The organism is Sphingobacterium arenae, from assembly GCF_014692505.1.
GTDB classification, from domain to species: domain Bacteria; phylum Bacteroidota; class Bacteroidia; order Sphingobacteriales; family Sphingobacteriaceae; genus Sphingobacterium; species Sphingobacterium arenae.
This window is the reverse complement of sequence record NZ_JACNYK010000002.1, coordinates 1,277,731-1,299,085: the sequence shown is the minus strand read 5'-3', so window position 1 is coordinate 1,299,085 and position 21,355 is coordinate 1,277,731. Positions and strand designations below refer to the sequence as shown.

21 protein-coding genes and 1 tRNA gene are annotated in these 21,355 nt (G+C 41.6%); 7 read left to right on the top strand and 15 right to left on the bottom strand.

All coding sequences use genetic code 11. The annotated features are described in order from the left end of the window. Positions 1-46 precede the first annotated feature (46 nt). The 3 genes from H8B17_RS11910 (at position 47) to H8B17_RS11900 (ending at position 6,803) form a co-directional block, all read left to right on the top strand. The gene (locus tag H8B17_RS11910) at positions 47-2,047 is read left to right on the top strand and encodes an FAD-dependent oxidoreductase (RefSeq protein ID WP_190309372.1); all 2,001 of its coding nucleotides are present in this window, start codon (positions 47-49) and stop codon (positions 2,045-2,047) included. Between the two features lie 186 nt (positions 2,048-2,233). Next, complete coding sequence (gene recN, locus H8B17_RS11905) at positions 2,234-3,895, top strand: DNA repair protein RecN (protein WP_190309371.1); 1,662 nt, start codon at positions 2,234-2,236, stop codon at positions 3,893-3,895. Positions 3,896-4,151: 256 nt separating this feature from the next. After that, complete coding sequence (locus tag H8B17_RS11900) at positions 4,152-6,803, top strand: TonB-dependent receptor (RefSeq protein ID WP_223816506.1); 2,652 nt, start codon at positions 4,152-4,154, stop codon at positions 6,801-6,803. Between the two features lie 135 nt (positions 6,804-6,938). On the opposite strand, the gene H8B17_RS11895 is transcribed toward H8B17_RS11900, so the two are convergent. From H8B17_RS11895 to H8B17_RS11860, 8 genes are all read right to left on the bottom strand, one after another. Beyond that, positions 6,939-7,898, bottom strand: coding sequence for a bifunctional metallophosphatase/5'-nucleotidase (locus H8B17_RS11895; RefSeq protein WP_190309370.1), 960 nt, complete (start codon positions 7,896-7,898; stop codon positions 6,939-6,941). Beyond that, positions 7,873-8,622, bottom strand: a complete 750-nt coding sequence (locus H8B17_RS11890; RefSeq protein ID WP_223816505.1) for a 5'-nucleotidase C-terminal domain-containing protein — start codon at positions 8,620-8,622, stop codon at positions 7,873-7,875. The genes H8B17_RS11895 and H8B17_RS11890 overlap by 26 nt, the downstream gene beginning before the upstream one ends. A 188-nt stretch (positions 8,623-8,810) precedes the next feature. Further along, positions 8,811-9,371 (bottom strand): type 1 glutamine amidotransferase domain-containing protein, encoded by a 561-nt coding sequence (locus tag H8B17_RS11885; RefSeq protein ID WP_190309369.1) that lies wholly within the window; start codon positions 9,369-9,371, stop codon positions 8,811-8,813. A gap of 79 nt (positions 9,372-9,450) precedes the next feature. Continuing rightward, a complete protein-coding gene (locus H8B17_RS11880) occupies positions 9,451-10,518 on the bottom strand; it encodes an AI-2E family transporter (protein ID WP_190309368.1) in 1,068 nt (355 codons plus the stop codon). Positions 10,519-10,591: 73 nt separating this feature from the next. Beyond that, a complete protein-coding gene (locus H8B17_RS11875) occupies positions 10,592-11,197 on the bottom strand; it encodes a hypothetical protein (protein WP_190309367.1) in 606 nt (201 codons plus the stop codon). Positions 11,198-11,228: 31 nt separating this feature from the next. Then, complete coding sequence (locus H8B17_RS11870) at positions 11,229-11,591, bottom strand: hypothetical protein (RefSeq protein WP_190309366.1); 363 nt, start codon at positions 11,589-11,591, stop codon at positions 11,229-11,231. Positions 11,592-11,752: 161 nt separating this feature from the next. After that, entirely contained in the window at positions 11,753-12,007 is a 255-nt protein-coding gene (locus tag H8B17_RS11865) for a SemiSWEET transporter (protein WP_190309365.1), read from the bottom strand. Positions 12,008-12,363: 356 nt separating this feature from the next. Continuing rightward, the gene (locus H8B17_RS11860; protein WP_190309364.1) at positions 12,364-13,263 is read right to left on the bottom strand and encodes a diacylglycerol/lipid kinase family protein; all 900 of its coding nucleotides are present in this window, start codon (positions 13,261-13,263) and stop codon (positions 12,364-12,366) included. Positions 13,264-13,335: 72 nt separating this feature from the next. Here H8B17_RS11860 and surE point away from each other — a divergent pair, with 72 nt between their 5' ends. Beyond that, the gene (gene surE / locus H8B17_RS11855; RefSeq protein ID WP_190309363.1) at positions 13,336-14,070 is read left to right on the top strand and encodes a 5'/3'-nucleotidase SurE; all 735 of its coding nucleotides are present in this window, start codon (positions 13,336-13,338) and stop codon (positions 14,068-14,070) included. Positions 14,071-14,142: 72 nt separating this feature from the next. Continuing rightward, on the top strand, positions 14,143-15,168 hold the full coding sequence (locus H8B17_RS11850) for an aldo/keto reductase (RefSeq protein WP_190309362.1): 1,026 nt from the start codon (positions 14,143-14,145) through the stop codon (positions 15,166-15,168). A 66-nt stretch (positions 15,169-15,234) separates the two neighbouring features. Here H8B17_RS11850 and H8B17_RS11845 read toward each other — a convergent pair whose 3' ends face one another. Together H8B17_RS11845 and H8B17_RS11840 are read right to left on the bottom strand one after the other, a co-directional pair. Further along, positions 15,235-15,414 carry a spore protein gene (locus H8B17_RS11845; protein WP_190309361.1) on the bottom strand — a complete coding sequence of 60 codons (180 nt, stop codon included), beginning with the start codon at positions 15,412-15,414 and terminating at the stop codon, positions 15,235-15,237. Between the two features lie 27 nt (positions 15,415-15,441). Continuing rightward, positions 15,442-15,512: transfer RNA gene (locus H8B17_RS11840), tRNA-Cys, on the bottom strand. 196 nt (positions 15,513-15,708) lie between these two features. Here H8B17_RS11840 and H8B17_RS11835 point away from each other — a divergent pair. Then, the gene (locus H8B17_RS11835) at positions 15,709-16,311 is read left to right on the top strand and encodes an outer membrane beta-barrel protein (RefSeq protein ID WP_190309360.1); all 603 of its coding nucleotides are present in this window, start codon (positions 15,709-15,711) and stop codon (positions 16,309-16,311) included. 80 nt (positions 16,312-16,391) lie between these two features. On the opposite strand, the gene rpsJ is transcribed toward H8B17_RS11835, so the two are convergent. From rpsJ to H8B17_RS11810, 5 genes are all read right to left on the bottom strand, one after another. Continuing rightward, complete coding sequence (rpsJ, locus tag H8B17_RS11830; RefSeq protein ID WP_002993539.1) at positions 16,392-16,697, bottom strand: 30S ribosomal protein S10; 306 nt, start codon at positions 16,695-16,697, stop codon at positions 16,392-16,394. Positions 16,698-16,762: 65 nt separating this feature from the next. Beyond that, positions 16,763-18,886, bottom strand: a complete 2,124-nt coding sequence (gene fusA / locus H8B17_RS11825; RefSeq protein WP_190309359.1) for an elongation factor G — start codon at positions 18,884-18,886, stop codon at positions 16,763-16,765. Between the two features lie 102 nt (positions 18,887-18,988). Beyond that, positions 18,989-19,456: a 30S ribosomal protein S7 gene (rpsG, locus tag H8B17_RS11820; RefSeq protein WP_190309358.1), complete on the bottom strand. Its 468-nt coding sequence runs from the start codon at positions 19,454-19,456 to the stop codon at positions 18,989-18,991. A gap of 19 nt (positions 19,457-19,475) precedes the next feature. Next, complete coding sequence (rpsL, locus tag H8B17_RS11815; protein WP_130140989.1) at positions 19,476-19,883, bottom strand: 30S ribosomal protein S12; 408 nt, start codon at positions 19,881-19,883, stop codon at positions 19,476-19,478. A 178-nt stretch (positions 19,884-20,061) separates the two neighbouring features. Continuing rightward, a complete protein-coding gene (locus H8B17_RS11810) occupies positions 20,062-20,406 on the bottom strand; it encodes a DUF488 domain-containing protein (RefSeq protein ID WP_190309357.1) in 345 nt (114 codons plus the stop codon). 354 nt (positions 20,407-20,760) lie between these two features. Between H8B17_RS11810 and H8B17_RS11805 the strand changes: the two genes are divergently transcribed. Further along, on the top strand, positions 20,761-21,348 hold the full coding sequence (locus H8B17_RS11805; protein ID WP_190309356.1) for an RNA polymerase sigma factor: 588 nt from the start codon (positions 20,761-20,763) through the stop codon (positions 21,346-21,348). Positions 21,349-21,355 lie beyond the last annotated feature (7 nt).

The window sequence follows — 21,355 nt, the reverse complement described above, 5'->3', positions numbered from 1 at the left end:
ACGTATAACTCGTTCTTTTTTTTTAATTCATAATTGATAGATGATCATGAAATTCAAAATATTATTTGCCGCTACGCTTTTTTTTTGTTGGGCATACGGCGTCCAATCCCAAACAAAGGAATACGATATCTGTATCTACGGTGGTACCTCGTCTGGTGTAGTTGCTGCTTATACAGCAGCTAAGGCAGGAAAGTCTGTTATTCTTATTGATCCCGGCCACAGGTTGGGTGGGTTGAGCTCGGGCGGACTAGGCCATACTGATATCGGAAACAAGTATGTAGTAAGCGGTTTAGCGTTGGATTTTTACCGAAAAATCGGAAAACACTATAACGCGTTTGAACAGTGGATTTTTGAACCGAAAGTGGCAGAAGCAATTTTTAACCAGTACATGGAAGATTGTGATGCCGAGGTGAAATTCGGGCAATTGCTACTGGATGTGGAGAAGGTTGGTACCAACATCACACAAGCCCATTTCCGTTCGACTGAAAACCCGGAGAACCCCGCACTGACGGTAAAAGCGAAAATTTATATGGATTGTACGTATGAGGGAGACCTGTTTGCCGCAGCGGGTGTATCGTACCATGTGGGCCGGGAAGACAACAGGGTGTACGACGAAACACTAAATGGAGTACAATTAATGGATGGGCACCAGTTTCCGAATGGGATAGACCCGTATGTAAAGCGCGGTGACTCCAGCAGCGGGCTGTTATGGGGAATCCGCAATGGCGAGCTGCTTGCCGATGGTACAGGCGATAAAAAAGTACAGGCCTACAACTACCGTATCACGCTCACTAACGAGCCCGAAAACCGTATTCCAATTACCGAACCGGATAACTACGATCCTTCCCGGTATGAGCTGTTGAAGAGACAGAAGGAAATCCAACCCTGGAAAGGATTGAATGACGTATTCATCTGGAGTCCGATGCCAAACGGAAAAACCGATATCAACAACCGCAATGGTTTTTCGACTGATATGATTGGCATGAATTGGGACTACCCCGAAGCGAATTACACACATAGGCAGGAAATTATCAAAGCCCATGAAGACTATACCAAAGGGTTGCTTTATTTTGTGGGCAATGATCCGTCAGTTCCCGCATTTATCCGCGCAGAAATGCAAAAATGGGGTTATCCCAAAGATGAATATGTAAACGATGGCCACTGGAGTCCGCAGCTCTATATCCGCGAAGCTCGACGGATGGTCGGGGAGCTGGTGATGACGCAGCATCATTGCCAAGGTAACGAAGTGGTAACCGATGAAGTGGGTTATGCCGCTTATACGATGGATTCACACAACTGCGATCGGTTGGTGGTGAATGGCATGGTGAAGAACGAAGGTAATGTGGAAGTTGGTGGTTTTCCTCCATTTCCGATTTCCTACCGTGCAATCGTGCCCAAGCGCAATGAGGTTACGAATCTATTGGTGCCCGTCTGTCTGTCGGCTAGCCATATTGCTTTTGGTTCGATACGAATGGAACCGGTATTCATGGTGCTAGGGCAGTCTGCTGCGGTGGCAGCTTGCGTCGCAATCGACCAGCGCATTGATGTGCAATCGGTGGATGTCTCGGAGATAAAAGAAGTATTGGCCGCGAATCCCAAAGCCGACAAGCGGCAGTCAGATATACTGATCACTAGTTCCGATGTGGATGCAGTACAGTTTACCGGAGATTGGAATCAGGGTACTGGCGATGGTTACGGACGTAGCTACCTAGAGGCGAATAGCAAGGATGGACAAAGTACAGCTAAATTTACTGCAGCATCGTTGCCCGCCGGCAACTACAACGTGTATACCTATTTTCCGAAATCCGCTAAAAGTTCACCACTGTTTACCTATACCATTTTTGACGGCAAGACTTCCAATGAAAAACAAATGGATTTGTCGCAGGTGGAAATAAAAGGACAAACATCCAGTACGTGGGTGCCTTTGGGAAGTGCTGTCGTTGTTCAGGGTGGTGAATCTGCTTTTGTAGAAATCAGTACGAAAGGTGCAAACGGAATCGTCGCTGCAAACGCCGTTCTTTTCGTGCCTTCTGATGACCAACGGTAGTTCTTGGGTGATACGCTTTTTTATGATAAAACGAATATCTGCGATTCAATGACGAAGCATAGGATTCCGCTATTTCTTTGATCTTTGGTTACACCTAATGAAGAACCTTGACAAGATGGATGGACGGCCTGCGTATTTGGATAAAAGAATATTTGGTCTTACATTTGATAGCACGAACGAGAAGCCATGCTGAATAGACTTTTTATTAAGAATTATGCGTTAATTGAAAATTTGGATATTCAATTTAATGCCGGACTTAATATAATTACCGGAGAAACTGGAGCGGGAAAATCCATTATGATGGGGGCGTTAGGCCTTATATTAGGGAATCGTGTAGAGGGGAAGCATTTTTTTCGGGAAGACCAAAAATGTGTTATAGAAGGATTTTTTAAGATAAATACCTATAGCCTGCAAGACTTTTTTCAAGAAAATGATTTAGAATACGACGATGAAACCATTATTCGTCGGGAGATAGCGGTTGACGGGAAGTCACGCGCGTTTGTGAACGACTCTCCCGTCACCCTCCATGTCCTGAGGTTGTTAGGCGAACAGTTGATAGATATCCATTCACAGCATGCTACGTTGCAATTGAACACCGAACGTTTTCAATTGATGATATTGGATAACGTAGCAAAGAATCAGACAATTCTACACGATTATAAGCAAAATCTAGCACAATACAAGCTACAGGAAGATTCGTTAAACCGTTTACGTGAAGATATTGCAGTGGCGAATGCGGAACTGGACTTTAACCAGTTTCAGTTTGATGAATTGGATCAAGCGCATTTAGCGGAAGGCGAGCAGGAAAAGCTCGAAGCCGAACTCAGCCAGTTGGAGAATGCTGAGGAGATAAAAAGGGCACTGATGCGTGCAAATCTATTGTTGCGTGAGAGCGAGCAATCGGCTACGTTTTCTTTAAAAGAATCGTTACAACAACTCCAATCTATACAGCGTTTTATGCCATCGGCAGAGGAATTGGCGGAACGCTTGCAAAGCGCGTTGATTGAAGTGAAAGATATCGCGGACGAGGTCAGTGCTAAGGAACAGGACGTGTTTATGGATGAAGGCCGGTTAGTAGAGGTCAATGAACGACTGAGTCTATTGTATAATCTGCAAAAAAAGCATCGGGTAGATTCTCTTTCGGAACTTCTCATGCTGCGAGATGAGCTGGAGCAAAAGATTTTGGTGGTGGCTAATCAAGGTGAACAATTGGTGGCTTTAGAGCAGGAAGTAGCCAAATGTTTGCATGCGCTAGAACAGGCAGGGAAACGCTTACATGATGCCCGGCAACAGGCGATCAAACAGGTAGAGCACTATGTACAAGCGGTATTAGCAGAGGTGGGGATGCCGAATGCCCAGCTAAAAATAGAACTTTCTTTATTAGAGATTGATAAATATAAAACAACCGGTGCGGATGATGTCCGATTTCTTTTTTCGGCGAATAAAGGGCAACCGCTGCAATCTATACACCGTGTCGCATCCGGAGGGGAACTCTCCCGAGTCATGCTCGCGGTCAAATCGCTCGTGGCCCAAACGTCTGCATTGCCGACCATTATATTTGATGAGATAGATACCGGTATTTCTGGTGAAGTGGCGTTAAAAGTAGGGGAAATTATGGAACGTTTGGCTGGAAATATGCAAGTACTTGCTATTACGCACTTGCCTCAGATAGCGTCAAAAGGCCAAGCCCACTTCAAGGTGTTTAAGGAAGACGAGGGAAATAAAACCAAAACCGATATTACGCTGCTGGCTAAACAAGACCGCGTTCTGGAAGTCGCGCAAATGCTCAGCGGGGCCAATCCCGGAGTTTCTGCTTTGCAGCATGCAAAAGAGCTTATCGAGCGATAGATTTCTTTAATAGATTGCACCGCAATAAATCAGCCCGCCGGTGCTGGTTAACGTTTTCTCCAAATGTTACATTGCCCGGCTTGATGAGATGTTGAATCAGAATATAATTTATGTTATTTTATTGTTAAACGAATAATTGGTAGGTGTATTTCATATATTCCGCATTAAGTTTGTGTTAAGTGCTGAAAGTGATCCTTTTATATATATAACTTTGCACTGTTAATTTTTAAAACAAGCAACAAACTAAAAGTTGATTATGAAAAAAATCTCTACTCGATTATCAGTGATTTTCATGCTGGTATTCCTTTGTAATGCTGTTTCTGCACAAACGGTATTAAGAGGAGTCATTACAGATGGTAAGGAACCAATTGTTGGCGCTTCTTTAACCATTCAAGGGACAACAGTTGGTACGTCTACCGATGGCAATGGTGCTTTCTCGTTAAACTCTCCTGTCGAAGCAGGTACCCTCGTGATTCGGTTTCTCGGTTTTCTTCCATATGAAATAAACTTTTCCGAAAATGGTGCTGATTTGGGAACTATCATCCTGAATACAGATAATTCACAAAATTTGGGTGAAGTAGTTGTCGTGGGGAAAGGGGTGATTGACATTGCCGATAGAAAAACTCCGATTGCGGCGTCGACAATAACACCTTTAGAAATTCAAGAAAAAGGTTTGGGTAACGTCGAATTTCCCGAGGTGATGAAAAATACACCCTCGGTGTATGTCGCAGATCAAGCTGGTGGTTTTGGTGATTCTAAAATGTATGTTCGTGGATTTGATCAATCAAATACTGCCTTCCTTTTGAACGGACAACCTATCAACGGAATGGAAGACGGAAATATGTACTGGTCAAACTGGGCAGGAATGACGGATATAGCCAGTTTTATCCAGATTCAAAGGGGGCTAGGTTCATCTAAATTGGCCATTTCTTCTGTAGGGGGAACGGTGAATATTGTAACAAAAGCTACAGAGATGCAAAAAGGAGGATATGTAAGAATGACAACCGGTAACGATGGTTATGCCAAAGCAACGATTGGATATAACACCGGGTTACAGGGCAAGTGGGGCGTATCATTTATGCTTGATGGCTGGAGAGGTGATCGCAAATATGCGATCGGTACAGCCGGTGCGGGGCAGAACTATTTTGTTTCTGTTGGTTTTAAACCAAATGACAATCATAATTTTAACTTCATGGTTTTGGGCTCGCCGCAATGGCATGATCAAAACTATTCGAAACCGTTGGAATCTTTTTACCGAGATAACGGAGTTCTTGGTACGCCTGGGTTCGATATTACCGGAGAGAAAGGGAATTCAAATTACGGGTGGTATCAAGGCGATGGTCTTTCCCAACGCCGCAATTACTATCACAAACCGGTGAGCAACTTGAATTGGGACTGGACAATAAGCGAAAAATCTTCCTTATCTACCGTAATTTATGCCTCGATCGGAAAGGGTGGAGGAACAGGACTTCTAGGGAACGGTCCTGGATATACGCCTAATGGTTTCTCCGCGGAAAACGGAACAACGAATTGGGATGTGTTGGCTGAATTAAATGCTGGATTGCCAGGCGGTATATCCAATGGAAATAACGGAACAGTTTTAAGAGCTTCGGCTAATAACCATTTTTGGTACGGTTTAGTGACAAACTATACTTTTGATACGAAAAAGAATTGGTCATTTAATGTCGGAACGGATTTACGTTTTTATGAAGGTGATCATTTTCAACAGCTTATAAATCTTTTGGGGACAAAAGGGCGGAGAGCCGGTTCGGAGGATTACAATGTTAATCGTTCAGCTGACTATGCAGTTTCCAAAACCTTTTCCACTAATCCGTGGTCGGCGTTGTTTAAGAGTGCAAAAGTTGATGAGCGTGTAGGATATGATAATTCCGAAAAGATTAACTACCAAGGGTTATTCGGACAAGCAGAGTACAGTAGTGACAGCTTTACAGCTTTTATTCAAGGATCGATATCGAATCAATCTTATCAGAAGATAGACCGTTGGAATTATGTCGGAGAAGCTAAGTCTGATTTTGAAAAGAAATTTGGTTACAACATCAAAGGGGGAGCGGCTTACAGCTTCAATGACGAGCATACATTTTTTGCAAACATAGGTCAGTATTCCCGCCAGCCATTCCTAGATAATATGTTTGTATCTAACACGGTAGATCTAGCAGATCCGGCGGTAGATAATGAAGAAATTTTCGGGCTCGAGGCTGGATATAAATTTGATAATTCAATTTTCCGTTTGAACCTTAATGCATACTATACGAAGTGGGATAATCGTTTCACCGCTTATTCTTCTGATTCTTATAAAGTAGACGGAACAGAATATGATGATGTAACTTATCTGTTTACTGGCGTTGGTCAATTACACAAAGGATTGGAGTTGGATGTTGATGCCAAAATTCTTCCAACGCTGACGCTGAGAGGTTATGGGTCTATTGGAGACTGGAAATATGATGGACAATCACCTTATCGCGTACGTGATAATGACTCCTTTAATATTATTTTTGAAGATGAAGACGGACAAGACTTGACCGGTGTTCGTGTGGGTAACGCAGCGCAAACAGCCGTTGGTTTAGGAGCAAAGTATTATATATTGCCTCATTTTTCTATCGATGCAGACTTCAATCATTATGCTAGACTTTATGGTAACGTGGACATAGAAGATGTTATTGAATCGGCATTGGAGAATGAAGTGTATCAATCGGAAAAACTAGATAATTATAGTATTGTAGATTTCGGGTTAAGCTATACCTTTAACTTAAAAAATGGTCAACATGTTAAGTTCAGGGGGAATGTCAAAAATCTTCTTGATGAAGAATATTTCTCCAGAAAAGACGGATTTGGGTATTTTTATGGTCTAGGTACCACGTGGAATGCAGGACTGACTTACAGTTTTTAGTCTGCTTGTTGCGAAAGACGTTTTAAGGAGAGCTGTAAATTTTTGCAGCTCTCCTTTTTTATATTCCCCGCACGTACATATTGTTAAACTTTAAAATCTAATGATGATGGCAAAGCCTACATACGCTTTGCTTTTTTACACCAATTGGTTTTCGTTCATGCCGATCGTATAATGTTGTGCCATTATGTTCTTCGCTCCGGTAGCTTGATTGAAAACAACATCCAGACGCCCGAGACGTATGCCGGCAAATCCCATTTGGTTTACCCATACTTCCCTGCCATCCAGATTACGCACGCGCGTAGGCTCATGGAGAAATGTGTGCGTATGCCCGCCCAATATAATGTCGACATGTCGACAAGCAGCAGCCAGTTTCAGGTCATCCACTTGATTATCTTCGTATTTGTAGCCTAAATGGGAGAGACAAATGACCAGATCACATTTTTTATCTTCTTTCAGCATTTTGGCGATGCGGTTCACCACAGGAATGGGATCAAGGTAAGCCATGCCTTTATGGTTGTTGGGGTCTACCAATCCCGTTACGTCAATGCCGACTCCAGTGAGACCTATCCGTAGACCATTTTTTTTGATCACATGATACGCCTTTGTGCGATTTTCCAAAACGGTGCCTGTAAAGTCGTAATTCGCTGTCAGAAAGGGGAAATGGGCTTTATTCAGGTGCTTTGCTAACCCTTCTAAACCATTGTCAAATTCATGGTTGCCAAAGGTACCAGCTTCATATCCCAGTTTAGACATCAGTTCCAACTCTACTTTTCCACCAAACATATTGAAATAGGGTGTGCCTTGGAACATATCGCCGGAATCTAACAACAAGACGCTTTTTTCTTCCTGCCGAATCCTGTTGATTAACGCACTTCTTCGGGCAACACCGCCTAAACCCTGGTTGCGAGAGCCATCCATGGGAAAGGGTTCGATGTGACTGTGGACGTCGTTGGTATGCAGGATCGTTAAACGTTTCGTTTTGGCAGCAGCTATGGCGCTAAAAGGTAAGGAGCCGAGCGTGGCGGCAGTACCCAAGAGGAGGGACTGCCTGATAAAATCTCTTCTACTTTTATTTAGTGATTTGGACTCTTCCATCTAGTTGCGCTTGAATGTGTTTGCCTTGTTTTGTTAAATCTGAAACATATTCTATCAATGTTTCACGGATGAGCTGCTTATAGTCCTGACGTGCGATAACGTCGTCAAAACAGGTTACGTAATCTCCTCCGTTTGCCAAATAGTCATATGTAACGAGCTTATACTTGGCATCTGGGTCAACTGGTTTACCCTGTACTAAGAACTCTACTACCTTGTCGTCTTTTACCACTAATTTGATTCCGCCAGCGGGTTGTCCTCCTGTTTTTGCCATATAGTCGGCCCAACGCAACATATCTGCTCCATGAAGTGTTAAAATGGACACGACGTTTTCAAACGGCATAATTTGGAACATGCTGCCAATAGTGATATCGCCTGCTTTGAGCTCGGCGCGGATCCCCCCTTTGGTGGAGAAACTAGCCTGCACATCCGGATCGAGTTGTTTGCCTTTCCATAATAATGCATCTGCAAAAAAGTTACCCATCAGGCTTTCCGAAGCACGGCTATGGGTAAGATATTGGTCCGAAATACCGATCACACGGTTCATTTCGGCATCTAATTTCTGTTTATAAGGGGTGTAATGGTCGATAATACGGCTATCAGCGACGATGGAGGAGTCGATCTGATAATATTGACGTTTTTTTACCTCGTGCTGAAGTTGTGTTTTACAGGTGGACAACGATAACACAACAGAAAGCAAAGCGCACCACAACGCAGCATGTTTCATATGCAAATTATTATTTATTCATTTCGTATCTGTTTCCAAAAGATAGTCATGCTGTCTTTGAAGGTAGGTGTGTTAGCTTTCATACCGTTCAATTTTTTAGCAAAGCTAAAGATTAAAAACAAAAAAGAGAACATTGGACGTTCTCCTTTTTGTTGTATTTGCGTTAAGAAATAGTTATTATTATCGTGTTAGACGTGCTGTCCAGCATGTCGTCCTTCCGCATATTCTTCGACAATTTTTTTGTTAAAAGCGGGGAGATCGTCCGGCGTCCGACTCGTAACCAACCCCTGATCCGTTACCACTTGCGTGTCTTCCCACTTTGCTTTGGCATTCATTAAATCTCTTTTAATTGCTGCGACTGAAGTGAGTTTTCGACCTTCCACCACCTCTGCATCAATCAATACTTGGGGGCCATGACAGATGGCTGCAACTGGTTTGCCCGCCGCAAAGAAATCACGTACGAAAGAAAGTGCTCTTTCATTTGTGCGTAATTTATCTGGGTTGATTACGCCTCCCGGAATCAGTAAGCCATCATAATCATTTACTCTTGCTTGATTTAACGGTATGTCCACCGGATATTCTTTATCCCAATCGTCGCCTTTTTTCGATCGTACAACCTTTTCTCGGGGCGAGACGATATCCACTTGCGCACCTTCCGTTTTCAACGCTTCTTTCGGACTTGTCAGCTCGACTTGTTCGAAGCCATCCTCTGTCAATATAGCGATTCTTTTTCCGCTCAATTTTCCCATAACACTTGTCTTTTTAAATTTTACATTAGAACAATCTTCTATTGGAAGAACAACGAAAGAATTATCCAGTTCAAAAAAATCAGAAAAACTTACGTTTCCAAAGTGATTTTGTTTTTTTATCGCTACCGATTAAGTAGCCGTAAGGCTGCAATCGCGGTATACGGTCACATATAATCTTGATCATCCCTGTAAGTGGAATAGCGAGAATCATGCCCGGGATTCCCCATACCGCTTCGGCGGCCACTAAGCTAAATATGGTAAACAATGGATTGATATGAACCTCACTTCCCACAATTAAGGGCTCGAGCAGGTAGGTTTGAACAAACTGAACAACGCCATATATCAATATAACGCCTAAAATCATATTGGTTTCTCCACCTTGAGCCGTCACGCCTAACACGGTTATCGCTGTGCCCGTTAAGTTTCCTATGAAAGGAATCAGCTCTAATAATCCACATATTACCGCAAAAAATAATGCATTTTCTACGCCAATGGCTGTAAATCCCACACCATAGAGAATCCATAGTACAACAATCATCTTTGCAAGTCCAGTCATATAGTTGGCTGCTACTTGACTAACTGAATCTACGATTTCCATGGCCTTCTCCTGGTCTTTGGGAGCGGTTAGTTTAAGCAGGAAGTTTTTGAGTCGAGAGCGGTAAAAGAGTAGAAGGTAGGTATAAACTATTACTAAGATGAAATCCACCAGCAGGCCAAAAAATACGGATGCGAGCTGAGTGACCGAAGAACGCTCTGTCGACTGATCTTTCATTTGCGTTTCCGTTATGGCTCGTTGTTTCGCCTGATCAATGTCGAATCGATCTTGTATCCAGTGTTGTAAATTGGAAAGCATTTGTGACAGGTTTTGTTTTAAAGAGCTGATTTGTTCGGCAAAGTTTTGTAACTGCCAACTCAATAGGAAACCGATTCCAGCAATACACATGACAAGAATACCGACTGCAATCAGTGTACTTGCCCATCGCGGTACCCCCTTCTTTTCCATCCAGAGAGAAGGTGAAACAAACAGCATAGATAAAATGCCGGCAATGGCCAACGGCGCTAATACATCTTTTCCATAATATAAGATAATAACAATTAAAACAAGGGTGAAGGTTACTTGTAACGTTTTAGAGATTGTTTTGCCCATGCTGTTTTCGTGAAGGATTCTTTATTTTTTATAATACAACAATCGACATGGGAAATAGTTGATGAAGTATGCACTAATGATTATCAGCATCACCAAGTCCTTCAATCAATGCTTTCCATTGTGGAAACGATGCGCCCATTTTTGCTCCTAAACCGACCATAAAATTGCGTAAGTTGTCTAGCATAGATGCATTATCGGTATTGATAATTTCATTACGACCAGCATAATGTAGCGAAATATGCCTGCCTTTTTGTTCTACGAGAATAGACGAAGTAGCTAGGCGCTTAAAGAAATGTGCTGTATCCGTGTCCTCCTGTGTCGGATCGGCACAAGGCCTTAATGTCAAAATAATATCGGCACCCTCGGCATTTGCTGTCTCCGTGATATCTTCTACATGTACCCAGTCATATCCTTTGGCTGAAGGAAGCCCTGGGCCGGGAATATCGATACGGATATAATCGTGTTTTTTTACAGGTCGCTCTATCGTATGACCGGAAGCATCCACGATGGTAAAGGTGGCGGAAGGGGCTTTCGTGATTTCATTCCAATGGTTGACGTCAATTAACTTCCTTTTAATATGTTTAAAAAATGTTGTGGCCTCCTCAAGAGAAGGTAGATCTACCGTTTTGAAACAGTCTAGGGATTTACCCTCTACTTGCTTCGGAATATTCTTTTCCATATGCCTCTATTTTTGATATACATCTTAAAAATTAATGCTCATCTATAATATCCTCGCTATCCTCAAGATTGCTTATGTCCAGATTTTGCTCTTCCGAATCGGAGGGGGGATGCTGTTCTTTTCTCTCGTCATCCTTGTCTGTTTGTTCGTTTCCATCTGTAGCACGATCGATATCCTCTTGAAGAGGTTCTGCATCAACAAGGTCGGAATCCCGCAGATCATCCGTCGGATTTTCACGATGTACATCATCTGCTCCACCTATAACGGAGTCTTTGTTAATTTCTTGATTTTCTGCTTCCCCAAATTTTTCTTTTTTGTCTCCTGGAATAAGGGGAACCGTAGCTGCTATATATTGGAATTTCTTTCCAAACGTTGTTTTATGATCTGTTTTCATCCCGTTTATTTTGTTGTTTTAGTCAATTTCATCATTCATTTTATTATTGAACAGTCCATTTACCTTAATGTTTAAAAGGATTAACACGTGATTGCGTGATTATATACGTGCGTTTCCGCGATATGCCGTATATGTGATTACAGGTTCGCCGTTATCGTATTCTACGTTTTTTTAAAGAAAAAATAACAGGTTAGTAGGGTTATGTTGACGAGGACGGAGAATGCATTCGATAGGATAATAGGCCATTCTTGAAGTATCATACCGTAAATCACCCACAAGGATACACCCGTTACCAGGATAGCAATCATATAGGGGGAGAGATTTTCCACGTCTTTTTCCTTGAGAACTTTTATCAGTTGTGGTAACATTGAAACAGAGGTGAATACGCCGGCTAAAATTCCAATTATTGTTTCCATATATCTTTATTAGAGTACGCGGGATCGAACGGAATTGTTTTGCTAAGCTGCCTATAAAAAATCCTAAGGCGGGGAACCTTAGGATTTTTAACTAACTAACCAATTATAAACCTAAATTATGAAGTACTATTATAACATCAATTCTTATGCCTTTCGTATGTACATAGTGTGAATTTAACACCTCTTAACATAATATTTGGAGAACTAATTTATAGGCTTGTCATAATTGACAGATTACTGACATATTTTTGGTTTTTATAATCTTCATCTGCCAAAAATGGATATTTATCGTGCCAATAATACAGTTTGAAGTTTACTATTGTCGGTATTTGTTTGCCTGCTTAAACGGTTGTTTCTTATTTGAGAAAATTCAAGATATGTTCCTGTACGGTGATAGTGAGCAGGTCATTGGCTATAGATACATTCCTGTCGTCGATATGGATGTTCTTATTCGCGGATTGTATGTTAATCTTTTTCGCTCGTAGCGTTTGAAAATCAAAAGACGTTTTTTCCTGATCAATAATTTTTTTGATATGTAATGCAAATGCATCTCGTTCTTTTTCGGTAATCATCACGACATCCAGATAACCATCATCTATTTGGGATGCGGGGGCTAGCATAAGATTGGGACCGATGGACGGAATATTCATGACTTCTAATAGCAGATAGTTCTCTTCATAACTTTTGCTATCGGCGTGAATGGTGTACCGATGTGCTTCTGCGGTTAGTATAATTTGATAGAGTTCTTCCTGGGCTAATTGTAGCTGCTCTTCCGTCGTTTCCAACGGGCCGATGTCTGCCATATCCATTTTTTGGATGAGCGTCGGAAATAGGCCATACCCTACACTTTCTATAAAAAAATTAGAGATACTGTCGTATTCAAGCATGCCGACATCAAATCGCTGACGTTTGCTGCATTTCCAAGCCCTGATATGGCTGTCAAAATTAGCTTCTTTATCGAGGAGTAATGCCTTGGACAGGTTGTTTGCTGTACCCATGGGTAGTAGCGCTAGCGTTATTCTTTTATTCAATGGGCCTCTTTGGACAAGCTCTTTGACGACTTTTCGCACCGTCCCGTCACCCCCTGCTACGACAGCTAAATCTGCACGAGCAAGTTGTTCTTTCCAGTGCTCATCTTTTTTGATTGAAAAATAGGTGCACCGGTATCCTTCGTTTTCGATCGCTTGGATAAGATCTGACTTAAAGTGATCTTCGTCGCCCGCGTTGGGGTTATGTAATAAGATTACCTGCTTCATGTTTACTTTAGTAAGAGAACATTTTGATAGGGGAAATTGTTGTTAAACTAAGAAAATAAATACGAAGATGTTATGAGAATTTTAGTGACGAATGATGACGGCATATATAGCCCGGGGATTGCAGCTTTAGCGAGGGTAGCAAAGAATTTTGGGGAAGTGAGGGTTGTTGCACCGGATGTGGAACAGTCTTCTATGGGACATGCCGTAACACATTCAAGACCATTAGGCTATAAAAAATCCCCGATTGAGTTTCCGGATATAGAGGCGCATCGCGTAAACGGAACACCGGCCGATTGTGTAGCCATGGGAATGCACTTATGGAAAAATGTGGATGTGGTTTTATCTGGAATTAATATGGGCCCCAATCTGGGAAATTCAATGTGGCATTCGGGAACGTTAGCTGCGGCAAAACAAGCGGTGCTGTTTGGTGTGAAGGGAATAGCCCTGAGTACACCTGTTGGAAAGGACGAACCAGATTTTGAACATCTAGAGGCCTATGTATCGAAGACATTAGCGCTCTTGTTGAAAAATGATGAACTCGCACTATATAATGTTAATTTTCCTCCGGATCCTACGGATATTGTATGGACAAGGCAGTCTGTCCGATTATATGACGGTACGATCGTGCCGGGAACGGATCCAATGGGTCGAAAACACTATTGGTTTACGGTGACCCCATTGGAGCCGGCGGAAGAAGGAACTGATCGGTGGGCGGTGGAACATGATATGGTTTCGATTACGCCGCTACGACTGGATTTAACGGACGAAGAAATATTGAACGAGAAATCTCATTTTACGCATACATAATTATATACAGATTATTGGTTTAGCGTAATTATGCATATTTTGCATCCATTCATTCGATCAAGTAAAAAAATAATGGAAAACAGCAATAGACACGCAAATTTACAGGACCAATTACCTGCCATTGTATTCGGAACAAGTGGGCTGGGGAATTTATATATAGAACTGCCTTTTGAAGAAAAATTAGCGATTGTCCGGGAATGTATAAAGCATGCGCCTGGAAAAGCGGTATTTGACACCGCAGGAAAGTATGGAGCGGGTCTTTCTTTGGAATCAATAGGAAAGAGTTTAAGCCAGTTGGGGGTTGCACCTTCTGAAGTGTTGATCAGTAATAAACTGGGTTGGTATCAGGTGCCTCTAACGACGCCAGAACCTACATTCGAACCCGAGGTATGGAAAGGATTAAACAACGACGCGGTGCAGAAGATAAGCTATGAGGGTATTTTAGCCTGTTTTCATCAAGGAAATACATTATTGGATGATTATACGGCACAATTGGTTTCGGTTCACGACCCCGATGAATATATAGCTAATGCGGGCAGTGTAGAAGAAGAGGAAGAGCGTTACCGAGATGTTTTGGAGGCTTATCGTGCTTTGGCCGAATTAAAGATGGAAGGGAAGGTCTTGGGAATAGGAGTTGGTGCGAAAGACTGGAAGATAATCCAGCGGATAGCAGGTGACGTGCCGTTAGATTGGGTGATGATCGCTAACAGCTTAACGGTATACAGTCATCCGAAAGAACTTATCGACTTTATTGAGGAATTAGGAAGAAAGGGAATCTCGGTCATTAACTCCGCAGTATTTAACGGTGGTTTTTTGGTAGGAAGCGATTATTTTAACTATCAGCGTATTGATAAAGATACGGAAGAGGGAAAAGCACTATACGTTTGGCGGGATAAATTTTGGGCACTGTGCGCTCAGTTTGACATATTACCGGCCGAAGCCTGTTTTAACTTTGGATTTAATATTGCTGGGATTCGCAGTGTGGCGCTAAATACGACGAAACCTGAAAAAGTTCACAATAATGCGACAATGGCTATAAAAGATATCCCAACAGGGTTTTGGATAGCAATGCGAGAAGAGGGGCTTATATTATTATAGATCTTAGTCAAAATAAAAAGGAGAATCCAAAGGATTCTCCCTATATTTTATGAACATTTGAAACGTTTATTTCGCTTCTGCTGCTAATTTATCCAAAACAGCGTTGTTCTTTGCAATTTGGCTTTTTTCTGACATTTTGCTTCTTGAGCCTAACTCAACATTGCGGCCTAAACTCAAAAACTGTACTTCCATACGTGAAGTAGTTTTGTTTCTTCTATCTTTTCTTTTTAAACGTGTAACTCCCATGGTTCAAATTTTTTGTCTTTAAAAACGAGGTCGGAAGCGGATTCGAACCGCTGTAGGAGGTTTTGCAGACCTCAGCCTAGCCACTCGGCCATCCGACCCTTTATCCCGTTCGAGGGAATGCAAAAATAAAACTTACTTTTGATATATCCAATAAAATGAAAATTTAAAATTGGTGAGATGAAAATATAATAGATAACTGGTTGATACATAGTTTTTTATTAGTTTGTTGTTTTGTTGTTTCGTTTTTGGTCTGAATATTGTATTACCTAGATCGTTAAAACAAATTTGAAGAGTATGAAAAAGATTTTACTTTCATTAGGAGCAGCATTTTTATTAGCTGCAGGAGCACAAGCTCAAACGTCTTGGGGTGTGAAGGCAGGGTTAAACTTTCCGAAGATAACCTCATCGGGAAATGGAGAATCCGAATCGAGTGGGACGTCTACGAATTTTCATGTTACAGGATATGCAAGTATTCCCGCCGCAACGAATTTCGCGATTCAACCGGGCGTGTCTTTGCAGGGTAAAGGCGGAAAAGCGGATGTTCTCGGAGCAGATGTTACGACCAACCTCATGTATCTAGAAGTGCCTGTGAATGCTGTGTATTATATCCCTACGGGATACACCGGTTCGGTATTCGTTGGTGCAGGTCCATATGCTGGTTTGGGGCTTTCTGGCAAAGTAAAAGGGGGGGACGAATCCATGGATATCGAATTCGGTTCCAATGCAGACGAGATGAAACGTTTTGATTGGGGGTTCAATTTCTTGTTAGGTTATAAGCTGAACAATGGCTTCCTAATCAATGGTGGTTATGGATTGGGTCTCGGAAACTTGAGCAACGTCGATGGTATAACCTCTAACAACCGTGTCTTTTCGGTTGGGGTAGGCTACGAGTTCTAGGAGAGCACGAAGTGTAGAAAACAAAAAAGGCTACTCAATTAATTGGGTAGCCTTTTTCTTTGATCTTCCATTGAAATCTATCACACTTTGATTTCCACTTCAACGCCCGAAGGCAATTCAAGTTTCATCAAGGCGTCAACAGTTTTAGAGTTGGAAGAATAGATATCCAACAATCTTTTGTACGCACACAATTGGAATTGCTCACGTGCTTTCTTGTTAACGTGTGGTGAACGTAAAACCGTATAGATCTTTTTCTCTGTAGGCAATGGAATAGGACCACTGACAACTGCACCTGTAGGTTTTACTGTTTTTACGATTTTCTCAGCCGACTTGTCAACCAAGTTATAATCGTACGATTTCAATTTAATTCTGATTCTTTGGCTCATGTTATATTTAATTTTAAAGATGCCTCTGGTTAGAGCTATTAACAACCAGAGGCGGGTTAATTGTCTTAATCTTCGATATCTTTGATCTTACCTTTAGACTTCGCAACAATCTCTTCTTGGACGTTGCGTGGAGCCTCAGCATAGTGATCAAATTCCATGGTCGATGTTGCACGGCCGGAAGTGATGGTACGTAATTGTGTTACATAACCGAACATTTCTGATAGTGGAACATGTGCTTTGATAACCTGTGCACCACCACGTGTATCCAAACCTTGCATTTGACCACGACGACGGTTCAAGTCACCCATGACATCACCCATGTTCTCTTCCGGAGTCAATACTTCTATCTTCATGATAGGTTCCATCAATACAGGAGAACATTTAGGTAAGGCATTACGGTAAGCCATTTTAGCGGCCAATTCGAATGACAAGGAGTCGGAGTCAACCGCATGGAAGGAACCGTCAATCAAACGAACTTTCATGCCTGATAGGGGATAACCTGCCAGTACGCCATTGCTCATCGATACGTCAAATCCTTTCTGTACCGAAGGAATGTATTCTTTTGGAATAGCACCGCCGACAATTTCGTTCACGAATTGAAGAGGTGATTTCGTCGAATCAAAATCCTCATCTGCTGGAGAAACAACGACTTTGATATCGGCAAATTTACCGCGACCACCGGATTGCTTTTTGTAAACTTCACGATGTTCCGTAGTGCCGTTGATAGATTCTTTGTAAGCTACCTGTGGCGCACCTTGGTTCACTTCGACTTTGAACTCACGTCTTAAACGGTCGATTAGGATATCTAAGTGAAGTTCGCCCATACCCGAGATAACCGTCTGACCTGTCTCTTCGTCTGATTTTACAACGAATGTAGGGTCTTCTTCTGCCAGTTTACCTAAAGCGATCCCTAATTTATCCACATCCGCTTGTGTTTTAGGCTCGATTGCCAAACCGATAACCGGCTCAGGGAACACCATAGATTCTAGGACGATAGGGTTCTTTTCATCACAAAGCGTATCACCTGTTTTGATGTCTTTAAAACCAACTACGGCACCGATATCACCTGCGCTGATACGTTCGATAGGGTTTTGTTTGTTGGCGTGCATTTGGAAGATACGGGAGATACGTTCTCTGTTGCCAGAACGCGTGTTCAATACGTATGAACCTGCTTCCAAGACACCAGAATATGCCCGGATAAAGCAAAGACGACCGACAAATGGGTCAGTAGCAATCTTGAATCCTAAAGCTGAGAAAGGCTCGGATTCAGATGGTTTACGCTCAATTTCATTTTCGTTACGCGGGTCAGTACCTTTAACCGCCTCGATATCCAACGGAGAAGGTAATAATTCCATAACCAAATCAAGCATGGTCTGTACACCTTTGTTTTTGAAAGATGAACCACACACCATAGGAACAATAGCGTTATCTAGTACCGCTTTACGCAAAGCGTCAAGGATTTCGCGTTCTGTCAATGAATTCGGATCATCAAAAAATTTCTCCATCAATGATTCGTCGTAAGAAGCTACCGCTTCCAATAGTTTCTCCCGGTATTCTGCAACCTCGTCAACCATATCGTCTGGAATAGGTACTTCGGTAAAGGTCATCCCTTTATCTTCTTTGTTCCATACCATACCACGGTTGTTAATTAAGTCAACCACACCTTCGAAGTCATCTTCAGCACCGATTGGCAATTGTAGAGCAACTGCTTCTGAGCCTAACATTTCTTTTACTTGTTTTACAACTTTCAAGAAATCAGCACCTGAACGGTCCATTTTGTTAACGAAACCGATGCGTGGTACTTTATATCCATCAGCTAAGCGCCAGTTGGTTTCTGATTGAGGCTCGACACCATCTACTGCAGAGAACAAGAATACCAATCCATCCAATACGCGCAATGAACGGTTTACTTCTACGGTGAAGTCAACGTGGCCAGGCGTATCGATAACGTTTACTTGATATTTTTTGTTGCGATAGTTCCAGAATACAGTAACAGCAGCAGAAGTAATCGTGATACCACGCTCTTGCTCTTGTGCCATCCAGTCGGTTGTAGCAGAACCTTCGTGGGTTTCTCCCAATTTATGGTTAACACCAGAATAAAATAAAATACGTTCTGTTGTTGTCGTTTTACCGGCATCGATGTGCGCAGCGATACCGATGTTTCTTACTAAACTTAAATCTTTTGCCATTTTGTTTTTATATGAAATTACACCAATTAAAAAAGGACTACACAGATTTCAATGATATCCATCTGTGTAATCCCTTATATCTGTGTAATCAATTTCATGATATTAGAATCTGAAGTGTGAGAACGCCTTGTTTGCTTCCGCCATTTTATGCGTATCTTCTTTCTTCTTCACAGCAGCACCCTCGCCCTTCGAAGCGGAGATGATCTCTCCTGCTAATCTCTCACGCATCGTTTTTTCACCGCGCTTGCGAGAGTAGGAGATTAACCATTTCATACCTAAAGCGATTTTACGCTCTGGGCGTACTTCCATCGGAACTTGGAAATTGGCACCCCCAACACGACGAGACTTAACCTCAACAGCTGGCATAACATTGTTTAATGCTTTTTTCCAAGCCTCTAAGCCATTCTCTTGTGTTTTTTGTTCTACTATTTCTACTGCATCGTAAAAGATGGAATAAGCGATCGATTTTTTACCGTCTACCATCATGTTGTTTACGAAACGTGTTACCTGAACGTCATTAAACTTCGGATCAGGTAAAATGATTCTCTTTTTTGGTTTTGATTTTCTCATTTTCTTTCCCTCCGTTTAATTATTTTTTACCTTTTGCTGGAGCTGCAGCTTGCCCTGGTTTAGGACGCTTAGTTCCGTATTTAGAACGACGTTGGTTACGACCATTAACACCAGAAGTATCTAGCGCACCACGAATAATGTGGTAACGAACACCTGGTAAGTCTTTTACACGACCGCCACGAATTAACACGATAGAGTGCTCTTGTAAGTTGTGTCCTTCTCCCGGGATATAGGCATTCACCTCTTTACCATTGGTAAGACGTACACGAGCGACTTTACGCATTGCTGAGTTTGGTTTTTTAGGGGTAGTAGTGTATACACGTGTACACACACCTCTTCGCTGTGGACATGAGTCCAACGCTGGAGACTTACTCTTGTCTTCCAGAGCTACTCTACCTTTTCTAACTAATTGTTGAATAGTAGGCATTTACCTGTTTTTTTCTTTTAATTTGTTTAAAATTAATTTTTTAAAGTCTGCAAAGATAGTGATTCTGTTTTGAATATTAAATAGTTGATATATAAAATTTTATTAGCACTCTTTAAGCGATCGTACTAGAGATCAGTAAAAGGATGGGTTTTTTAAATGAATGAACTGAAAATATCAGTTATTTCGTTCGCTTTAGTACTTCTTCAAGTATAACAGCGTGATTTATTTGTTCATTTTTGGCTCCATATAGCAGGGTCAATTTTTGCTTTTTAGCAATTTCTTTTATCCTTTTCAATTCTTCGATTTTGTTATGTAATTCCTCTTGGTAGCGAACGGAAAACTCGTCAAAAAGTTCTGGCCTGTGTCCGAACCATTTTCTTAGTGCCGTTGACGGCGCTATATCCTTGTTCCATTCGTCAAGTTTAGCTTCTTCTTTAGATACACCACGCGGCCAGACCCGGTCTATCAAGATGCGGTAACCATCGCTTGACGTTGGTTTTTCATATATCCGTTTAATTTTCATATGTCTGTTTTTCACGAAGTCCCTAATTTCTTCGGATTTATCATCCTAAAATTTTTACCATTTACTTTGTTTGTCTAAGGCATAAGGATCGATCCTCTGATTTTTTAATTCCGTATTGGCACGCTTTTAAAATATAGATTAGTAGCTTCTTAGCCAAAGTTAATAGATATTTTTATTTCAGATTAATTTATCTTAAAATGTTCTGATAAAAAGATATCACATAAACTTAATATCGGTAATTTGTAACGACGTTCTAAAAGATTTAACTTCGATCGATTTTTAAGCCGTAGATTTATAGGAAAATATGGTAAATTTATAGCTGCACTTAAAATAAAAAGAATCAATACAAGCGAAATGTCTTTACAGCCGCCATTAACCGAAGAAGAATTCTTGTCTTTCCAGGAAGGTGATGAACATGTTTTCGAATATGTGTATAAGGTGTATTTTGATATGGTCATCAAAAAGGTTTATCGCCTGTGCAAAGAAGTAGCTGTCGCCGAAGAGATTACGCAGGAATCCTTTGTGCAGCTCTTTTTACATAAAGAGCAACTAAAAGATGCAGCAGGCATATACCCCTACCTGTATGTGGTATCGAAACGATTGGCCATATCGCATTTCCGAAAAAAGGTAAATCAGGAAGAATATGAAACCTATCGTGCGAGTAGTTGGGAAGAATCAACGGACGAGAATCAGAAAAGAATAGAAGATAGGGATTTGAGTGCCATGATACAACATGTCATTAATGAACTTCCTCAACAACAGCGGATCGTGTATCAGATGAATAAGCTGGAAGATAAATCCTATCATGAAATAGCACATATCGTTGGCCTTTCGAAAAACACCGTGCGCAACCACATTGCGACAGCCACCAAAATTATACGGCTTAAACTCAATAACCTCCTTTTTCTGCTGTTTTTTATAAAAATTTTATTTTTTATCTAGTACTTTT